The 8,263-nt window shown below is 44.3% G+C and carries 9 protein-coding genes and 1 tRNA gene; 8 read left to right on the top strand and 2 right to left on the bottom strand.

Translation table 11 applies throughout. The features are described from left to right. The coding region (locus tag PX481_RS11300; RefSeq protein WP_288094601.1) for a MiaB/RimO family radical SAM methylthiotransferase at nt 1–1,026 on the top strand (1,026 nt) is incomplete at its 5' end. Between the two features lie 166 nt (nt 1,027–1,192). After that, nucleotides 1,193–1,579: a C6orf136 family protein gene (locus PX481_RS11295; protein WP_079209815.1), complete on the top strand. Its 387-nt coding sequence runs from the start codon at nt 1,193–1,195 to the stop codon at nt 1,577–1,579. Here PX481_RS11295 and PX481_RS11290 read toward each other — a convergent pair. Both PX481_RS11290 and PX481_RS11285 read right to left on the bottom strand, forming a co-directional pair. Beyond that, nucleotides 1,576–1,725, bottom strand: a complete 150-nt coding sequence (locus tag PX481_RS11290) for a hypothetical protein (RefSeq protein WP_192845972.1) — start codon at nt 1,723–1,725, stop codon at nt 1,576–1,578. The genes PX481_RS11295 and PX481_RS11290 overlap by 4 nt on opposite strands. Before the next feature lie 47 nt (nt 1,726–1,772). After that, entirely contained in the window at nt 1,773–3,185 is a 1,413-nt protein-coding gene (locus PX481_RS11285; protein ID WP_002759339.1) for a slr1306 family protein, read from the bottom strand. A gap of 177 nt (nt 3,186–3,362) precedes the next feature. Here PX481_RS11285 and rpmG point away from each other — a divergent pair, with 177 nt between their 5' ends. From rpmG to PX481_RS11255, 6 genes are all read left to right on the top strand, one after another. Next, the gene (rpmG, locus tag PX481_RS11280; RefSeq protein ID WP_002734724.1) at nt 3,363–3,557 is read left to right on the top strand and encodes a 50S ribosomal protein L33; all 195 of its coding nucleotides are present in this window, start codon (nt 3,363–3,365) and stop codon (nt 3,555–3,557) included. A gap of 40 nt (nt 3,558–3,597) precedes the next feature. Then, entirely contained in the window at nt 3,598–3,813 is a 216-nt protein-coding gene (rpsR, locus tag PX481_RS11275; RefSeq protein WP_002732313.1) for a 30S ribosomal protein S18, read from the top strand. A gap of 396 nt (nt 3,814–4,209) precedes the next feature. Beyond that, on the top strand, nt 4,210–6,438 hold the full coding sequence (locus PX481_RS11270; protein WP_288094600.1) for a sensor histidine kinase: 2,229 nt from the start codon (nt 4,210–4,212) through the stop codon (nt 6,436–6,438). Nucleotides 6,439–6,515: 77 nt separating this feature from the next. Next, nucleotides 6,516–6,588 (top strand) — tRNA-Phe (locus PX481_RS11265). A 248-nt stretch (nt 6,589–6,836) separates the two neighbouring features. Next, complete coding sequence (locus tag PX481_RS11260; protein WP_002759344.1) at nt 6,837–7,580, top strand: HEAT repeat domain-containing protein; 744 nt, start codon at nt 6,837–6,839, stop codon at nt 7,578–7,580. After that, a complete protein-coding gene (locus PX481_RS11255) occupies nt 7,564–8,181 on the top strand; it encodes a flavin prenyltransferase UbiX (RefSeq protein ID WP_288094599.1) in 618 nt (205 codons plus the stop codon). Before PX481_RS11260 ends, PX481_RS11255 begins: the two co-directional genes overlap by 17 nt. The last annotated feature ends 82 nt before the right edge of the window (nt 8,182–8,263 follow it).

Raw genomic sequence — 8,263 nt, 5'->3', positions numbered from 1 at the left:
GGTCCCCAACACGCAAACCGCTTGGGAGACTTATTACAACAAGTTTTTGACGGTTCCCAGGTGGTGGCCACCGAACCCATCCACATCATGGAAGATATCACCAAACCGCGCCGGGATAGCAATATTACCGCTTGGGTGAACGTCATCTATGGTTGTAATGAACGCTGTACCTATTGTGTGGTTCCGGGGGTGCGCGGGGTGGAACAATCTCGCACTCCTGCGGCAATTCGAGCAGAAATGGCACAATTAGGACAACAGGGTTATCAAGAAATCACCCTTTTAGGTCAAAATATCGATGCCTACGGACGGGATTTACCCGGAGTGACGGCAAGCGGCCGACATCTGCACAATTTCACCGATTTACTCTACTACGTTCACGATGTGGCCGGCATTGAACGTCTCCGTTTTGCCACCAGTCACCCCCGCTATTTTACCGAACGTTTGATTAAAGCTTGTCAGGAATTACCTAAAGTTTGTGAACATTTTCATATCCCTTTTCAATCGGGGGATAATGATATCCTCAAGGCCATGAAACGGGGCTATACTCAGGAAAAATACCGACAAATTATTGCTAATATTCGCGATTTAATGCCGGATGCTGCCATTAGTGCCGATGCGATTGTCGGATTCCCCGGAGAAACAGAGGCACAGTTCGAGAATACTTTAAAATTAGTCGATGAGATTGGTTTTGATCAATTAAATACGGCGGCCTATTCTCCCCGTCCCGGCACTCCGGCCGCTATTTGGGATAATCAATTAAGTGAGCAGGTAAAAAGCGATCGCTTACAAAGATTAAATCATTTAGTGGCCACAAAAGCCGCTGAACGTTCCCAAAGATATTTAGGCAGAATTGAGGAAATTTTAGTGGAAGACGTTAACCCTAAAGATGCTGGTCAAGTTATGGGAAGAACTAGAGGCAATCGCTTAACTTTCTTTACGGGAGATATTGAGGAATTGCGAGGCAAATTTGTTAAGGTTAAAATTACCGAAGTCCGTCCCTTTAGTTTGACGGGAGTGATCTTTTAATAGTTAACAGTGACCCCTCAGCAGTGAAAAAAGGCAATAGCTATCGGGAATAATTGGCCAAGTAGGTAGCTGTTAAAAATTGTCAGATACCCCCCTTATCAAGGGGGGCAGGGGGGATCAAAGGCAAAATCTATCTTCAATTTAATTATAACTAATTACTTACTTTATGGATATTATCGCTATTTTGCAGCAAGATTATCAAAGATTTCCCCTCGATCAAACCTATGATATTTATGCTGATAACGTTTATTTTCAAGACCCTCTCAATCAATTTCGGGGGATTAAACGCTATCGGGAAATGATTGGTTTTATGAGTCAATGGTTCCAAGCTATCAAGATGGATGTCCACGCAATTGAACAGCAGGGAAATATTATTAATACCCGTTGGACATTGCACTGGACAACTCCTTTACCTTGGCGGCCCCGCATCGCTATTTCTGGAGGCAGTGAATTAACTCTCGATGACAATAATCTGATTATTTCTCATATCGATTATTGGGATTGTTCGCGCTGGGATGTGCTGCGTCAGCATTTACCTTTTCCCGGTTCTTAACTAGGGTCTGCTGAAAAAGTTTTTCGTGGGGACAGGGTGTGGGGTGTGGGGTGTGGGGTGTAGGGTGTGGGGTGTGGGGAGAATAAATAAAATAATCTCCTATCTCCTGACTCCTGAATACTGACTCCTGAATACTGACTCCTCAAAACCTAAGACTCTGTACCTCACAACTATGGAAATTGCTATAGATTTTTTAACTGGAAAATGCCGACCAACGAGCGCTCGTTTGCTTGACAAAATCCTGTAAAAATGCTAGGCGCTGATTTTGTTCCCAGACCTGTTTAACTTTATTCTGCAAACTCGTCCAATTCCAATCATTATTCAGCTGCTCGTTAATTTCCTGTTCTTGGAAATATTCAATTAAAGTTAAACCAGCTAAACGAGTTAGATAGGCTGCCCCAATTCCCTGCACTGTACCACCAGCGATATAAGTAATCGCATTTCCCTTGAGAATCGTTCCTAATGCCTGGGTTGTCACTTCTACCATGCCTAATTGTACCATCATCTTCCCTAGGGTGGCCATGGCTGTTTTTGCTTGTTCAAGGGACATTTTTTGTTGATAAATTGCCCCTAAATCCACTAACATTTGAGCGTTAGTAGCTGCCGCTAAAACTAAATCTAGGGCCGCGAGAGGATTAGCAAAAGTGGCAGTAGCGGCTATCCATTGGTATTGTTCGATAACAGGTAAAGCCTTTTTGCGTCGGGATTGATTGAGTAATTGTTTGGTTTCCTTTGCTAATTCTAGCGCTTGTCTCCAGATAGTTCCCAGAACTAATTCGGACTTTTCTTGTTCGATAATTTTTCGGAGATGATTATCTAAAGGAGCGATAACTACCGTTTGGGGTTCCGTCCATTCCTTGATTTCCCCATTGCTTTGATGTTGACGAACTTTTAGGGGTTCAGGGGCAGCGGCTATGGCTAAAATATGATGAGCAGGAATAGTTTCTTTCAGTCTTTGTTTTAGGGAAAGGAGAATTTCTTCTCTGGTTTCGGCGGGTAAACGATCCTGTTTATTGAGTAACAGGATAACACGCTGGTGCATTCGATCGAATTGCTGGAGGATTTGCCATTCGGAATCGGTTAAATCCCCATTGATCAGATACAAAACTAAGTCGGCTGCCAGGGACTTTTTCTGGTTAGCGGTGCAGTCGAGAGTCAGAAGCGGTTCCGTTTCCAGAAAAGCGATAGATTCTCCAAAGTTGCCGCTTTCTAGTAGTTTTTTTAAGGCAGTTTTACCAGTTTTTCTAGCGCCGGTAATGGCAATTTTCAGGTCTTGGCGACTAAATTCTTGGTTTAATTGGGTTAAAGTGGTTTTCAGTGGGGTTAAGTCTTGATTGGGGTCTTCTTTGGCCAGATAATTAATTATCTTCTCGGCTTTGCTAATCGCTTGTTTAACCTTTTCTAGACTCAGGGGAGTGGGGGGGGAAAAATCGATTTTCGAGTTGGGTTTTTGCCAAAACCAGATACCGGCACCAAGGACAAACGCACCTAAAATACCCCAGGAACCGATTTCGCTCAGTTTACTATTGAGAGTTTCCCCCAGGGTTAAAGCGATGGTAATGCCTATCCCCGTCACTAAAATCGGTTTACCCAATCTTATCGTCATTTTTCCTCATCCTCGCCAACTGCTGTGATTATTCTAGCTTTTTTGTGCTGGATTTCATCCCAAACTGAACTTTTTAGCCGACAATTCCCTGCGTTCGCCCCGGCCGCTCTTGCCTAAAAAGCCCTAGATATGTCATAATGATCGATTGCGTGTAAATTTACCCGATCCCCTGTTGTTATGGCTAGTAAAAAAGGCGTTCGCCTAATCATCACTGTAGAATGCACGGAATGCCGCAGTAATCCCGATAAGCGTACCCCCGGCGTTTCTCGCTACACCACCAGCAAAAACCGTCGCAATACCACCGGCAGACTGGAAATCAAGAAATACTGTCCCCACTGCAATAAGCACACCGTCCACAAGGAAATTAAGTAAGCACACTTTAGTTAAAAAGTCAAGCAATCTTTACAAATCTATGAGCTACTATCGTAAACGTCTCTCCCCCATCTCCCCCAGTCAACCGATTGACTACAAAGACACCGAACTCCTCCGCAAATTCATCACCGAACGCGGCAAACTCCTACCTAGACGCATCACCGGTTTAACTTCTAAACAACAGCGAGATTTAACGGAAGCGGTAAAACGGGCCCGTTTAATGGCTTTATTGCCTTTTGTCAACCAAGAAGCCTAAATTCAGTGATCAGTAATCAGTAATCAGTGAGCAGTGATCACTGAAAATAACACATATAAGTAATAGGACAAAATTAACTTCTTGGTGAGGATAGGCACTCATGCACTCATGGAAGAAGTAGTTAGATATACTGAATTAATTGTGTCTAGCTACTTAACTTAAAACTTAAACCTGATCACTGATAACTGGTCACTGATAACTGATAACTGATAACTGATAAGCGATCTCAGTATATTGGGGTTGCTTTCTCGTTTTTGCAAAGAAATATATCGAAATCGGCAGCGGATAGGAAAATTCGTGCGAGAATCTTAAAAAATAATTAAATCGCTCTAGGAGTAGCCAACGATTTTGTGATTATCGATCCAAATCCACCAATTAGCACAATAGGAGGCTCTTATGGAAAAGCAGCCGTCAGAAATCGATACCGAGTTGGATGCACAGCTAAAAGAGGAGGATTCCGAGCAGTTTCTGCGTAGTATATTTAATTCCGTGCAAGCGTCGATTTTTGTGGTGGACGTGCTGGAAAATAGAGATTTTCGCTATGTGGGGTCAAACCCCGTTCATGAACGCTGGACAGGATTGCGTTCATCAGAGATTAAAGGCAAAACTCCCGAACAAATCCTTCCCCCCGATGATGCGCGTAGTGTGCGGCAACACTATAGTGATTGTGTACGTTACGGAACGACTATTTCCTACGAACAGTATTTACCTTTTCAAAATATACCCTACTGGTGGCTAACAACTTTAACACCCCTACGGGATAACAATGCGCGCATCTATCGTTTAGTGGGAACCAGTACCAATATCACCGAACGCAAACAGGCCGAAGAAGCTTTAAGATTACAAGCAGAACGGGAACAACTACTGGGGGTAATGCAGGAAAGAATCCGGCAATCGTTGGATCTCGATCGCATTTTGCAAAGAACCGTTAAAGAAGTGCGACAATTTCTCAACTGCGATCGAGTGTTAATTTATCGTTTATTTCCCGATCATAGTGGCATGATTGTGGTGGAATCCCATACTGCGAGGATTAATTCTGTCTTAGGAAACAGGATCCAGGATCCCTGTTTTAATTTATCCCCAGAACGTCTGGAAAATTATCGTCGCGGGAGAATTCAGGTTATTGAAAATGTCCATAATTCGGGACTTGATCCCTGTTATCGCAACTTACTTACTTCTTTGCAAGTACAGGCTAACTTAGTGGTGCCAATTCTCTGCGATAACCAACTCTGGGGGTTACTAATTGCCCAAAATTGCCAAAAAACTCGCTCTTGGCAATCCCAAGAAATCGATCTGCTCAAACAATTAGCCATTCAAGTGGGAATTGCCATTCAACAAGCAGAACTACACGAACGGGTAAAATGCTTGAATACTGCCTTAGAATCGGAGGTTCAGCAAAGAACCGCCGAATTGCAGATGACTTTGAAGTATGAAGCATTAATCGGACGGATTACCGAAAAAATTCGTGATAGTCTCGATGAAAATCATATTCTGCAAACCACCACTAGGGAATTAGTCCAGGTTTTACCCGTAGAACGGGCCCAAATTGAGCTTTATGATCCCAGTCGCAGCAAAGCCACCATTGTCCACGAATATACCACTCAAAAGCTTATCTGTCAGGGAATTACCCGTCAAATTAGCGATTTTCCCGAAATCTATCAACCGCTGCTGCACAAACAAATTTTACAATTTGTTGATCGTCTTCCCCTTGGTAATCCGCAAATTGGTCGTGTTAACCGTTGCGCTTGTGCTATCTTTGACGATCAGGGTTTTTTGGGCAATCTTTGGCTAATTCGACCAGCTAATCATATTTTTAACTCTTTAGAAACTAATTTGATTCAACATATTGCCACCGAATGTGCGATCGCTATTCGACAAGCGCGACTTTACGAATCTTCCCAAGCACAAGTGAGGGAATTAGAAAAACTGGAAAGATTAAAAAGCGAATTCCTGAAAACCCTTTCCCATGAACTGCGAACCCCGATTACCAGCATTCGTCTAGCGGTGGAAACCCTAGAAAGTCTCCTAGAAGATCAAGGGATCGAGATCGATCCAGAGAATTCGATCGGTCAACTGTTGCAAATTCTTAACATTGAATCTCAACGTCAGAGTAAGTTAGTTAATGATCTGTTGACTTTAACCTATCTGGATGCGGAAAGCGAACCCCCGGCGATCGAAACAATCGACTTACTTTCTTGGCTACCCTTATTAGTGGAACCTTTTCGCACTCTCACCCGCGAGCGACAACAGCAGTTAATTGTAGATATAGATGGGGATATACCGGAGATTAACACCAGTCTGTGTCATATCGAGCGCATCATAGCGGAATTACTGACCAATGCTTCTAAATATACCCCAGAACAAGGAATAATTCGGGTAAATGTCTGGCGTGCGGACGAGCAAATATTAATTAGTGTGAGCAATTCAGGGGTAGAAATCGTCCCAGAGGAATTATCAAAAATATTCGCCCCTTTTTATCGCATTCCTAACCACGATCCCTGGCGCTACAGTGGTACTGGTTTAGGTTTAGCTTTGGTCGGCAAACTGATTAAACCCCTGAATGCTACCATCGATGTCACCAGTGCCAACGCTGTCACCACCTTTACCCTCACCCTGCCAATCTAGTCGAGCGGAAAACTTTTTAGAAAAAAACCTTGCAATTATTTCGAGGGCGTGCTATGTTGAGAAAGGACAAAAAAAACGCCGAGATAGCTCAGTTGGTAGAGCAGAGGACTGAAAATCCTCGTGTCCGCGGTTCAAATCCGCGTCTTGGCATCGGAAAAACAATAGAATTTGCCCTGTATTTACTTTCTAGTCTGCTAGGTTTTGTAAATGCAAGAATAGGCGGTGAGAATGCGTCTTAGCTTATCAGTGATGATACGGGCTGCCTATCTTCGCTCGGATTTGGATCTTCAGTTCACTGATAACTGATAACTGATAACTGATAAGTCTCCCCAACCAGCAACTACTTTTTGATTTTGGGCTTGACGTAAGCGGTCACGGATTAAGATAATCTAACAAGTATGTACGACAATGAAATCCTAGACCCTAGCAACTCCTTAAATAATCCTCTCGATGGGAGCGATCCAGATCAAGCAGCGGAAATCCCCCCCGATCCAGAGGAAATGCTCTCATTGCTTACTTCTGATCATCTGAGCGAGAGAATGATCGCGGCCCGCGCCTTTTGTGAATTGCGTGACGAAAGAGCGATCGCCCCGTTACTGGAGATGTTAAACGATGTCTGTCCCCTGGTGCGTGTCAGTGTCGCCTATGCTTTGGGCAGAAATCCCAGTCTTAGCGCCGTGGAGCCTTTAATCGAGCTACTGGCCAGAGATTGGAATGGTTACGTCAGAAAAGGGGTAGTTTGGGCCCTGGGTAACTGCGGAGAGCGCAGAGCGATCGAGCCTTTGGTTCATGCTCTCAAAACTGATATTTCGGCGGTGCGATTATGGGCCGCCAGTAGTTTGGCCCAGATTGCCAAGGTCAATTATGAAGATATCATCACCGTGTTGCCGCCTTTAATTGAAGGATTGCGCCGGGATTTAATCGCAGCGGTGCGGAGTAATTGCGCTTGGTCGATCGGTCAATTATGCCGAGAATTGCCCTTAAATGTGATTTATGCCACGGCGATCGATGCTTTGATCGAGGCCTTGGTGGAAGATGAGGATTTAGGTGTCAAGGAAGATGCCAGGGGTGCTTTATTAAAAGTGGGCGACCCGAGAGGATTACAATTGATCGAGGAATTAGAGCTTGAAGGAATTATCTAAACCGCTAATTTTGGGCGTTACGGGGGCATCAGGACTGATTTATGCCGTCCGTACTCTCAAATATCTACTTTTAGCCGACTACACGATCGATCTAGTGGCCTCCAAATCAGCTTACACTGTCTGGCAAGCAGAAGATAATGTGCGGATGCCTCCAGAACCAGAGCTGCAAGAACAATTTTGGCGCAGTCAATCCGGGGTGATGGAAGGGGGAAAACTACGCTGTCATCGTTGGGGTGATGTGGGGGCAACGATCGCCAGTGGTTCCTATCGCACCCTTGGTATGGTAATTATTCCCTGTAGCATGAGTACAGTGGCCAAATTAGCGGGGGGGTTAAGTTCCGATTTGCTAGAAAGGGCGGCCGATGTGCAGATTAAGGAGGGCAGAAAATTGGTTGTAGTGCCGCGAGAAACCCCTTTTAGTTTAATTCATCTGCGTAATTTAACCACTTTAGCCGAGGCGGGCGTTAGAATCGTGCCAGCAATACCGGCATGGTATCACCATCCCCAATCGATCGAGGATTTGGTCGATTTTGTCATCGCTCGTACTCTCGATCAGTTAGATATCGATTGTGTGGCCATTAATCGCTGGCAAGGACATTAACAGTTATCAGTTATCAGTTATCAGTTATCAGTGGGTAAGTTATCAGTTATCAGTGGGTAAGTTATCAGTTATCAGTTATCAG

This window comes from Microcystis sp. M53603_WE2 (genome assembly GCF_030065435.1).
Note: the sequence above shows the minus strand (reverse complement) of the source record. Positions and strands in the feature narration are given on the sequence as shown.

Excerpts from the sequence above, each read along its gene's own strand:
- rpsR (WP_002732313.1), top strand. The coding sequence starts at position 3,598 with ATGAGCTACTATCGTAAACGTCTCTCCCCCATCTCCCCCAGTCAACCG.
- rpmG (WP_002734724.1), top strand. The coding sequence starts at position 3,363 with ATGGCTAGTAAAAAAGGCGTTCGCCTAATCATCACTGTAGAATGCACG.
- PX481_RS11285 (WP_002759339.1), bottom strand. The coding sequence starts at position 3,185 with ATGACGATAAGATTGGGTAAACCGATTTTAGTGACGGGGATAGGCATT.
- PX481_RS11270 (WP_288094600.1), top strand. The coding sequence starts at position 4,210 with ATGGAAAAGCAGCCGTCAGAAATCGATACCGAGTTGGATGCACAGCTA.
- PX481_RS11260 (WP_002759344.1), top strand. The coding sequence starts at position 6,837 with ATGTACGACAATGAAATCCTAGACCCTAGCAACTCCTTAAATAATCCT.
- PX481_RS11295 (WP_079209815.1), top strand. The coding sequence starts at position 1,193 with ATGGATATTATCGCTATTTTGCAGCAAGATTATCAAAGATTTCCCCTC.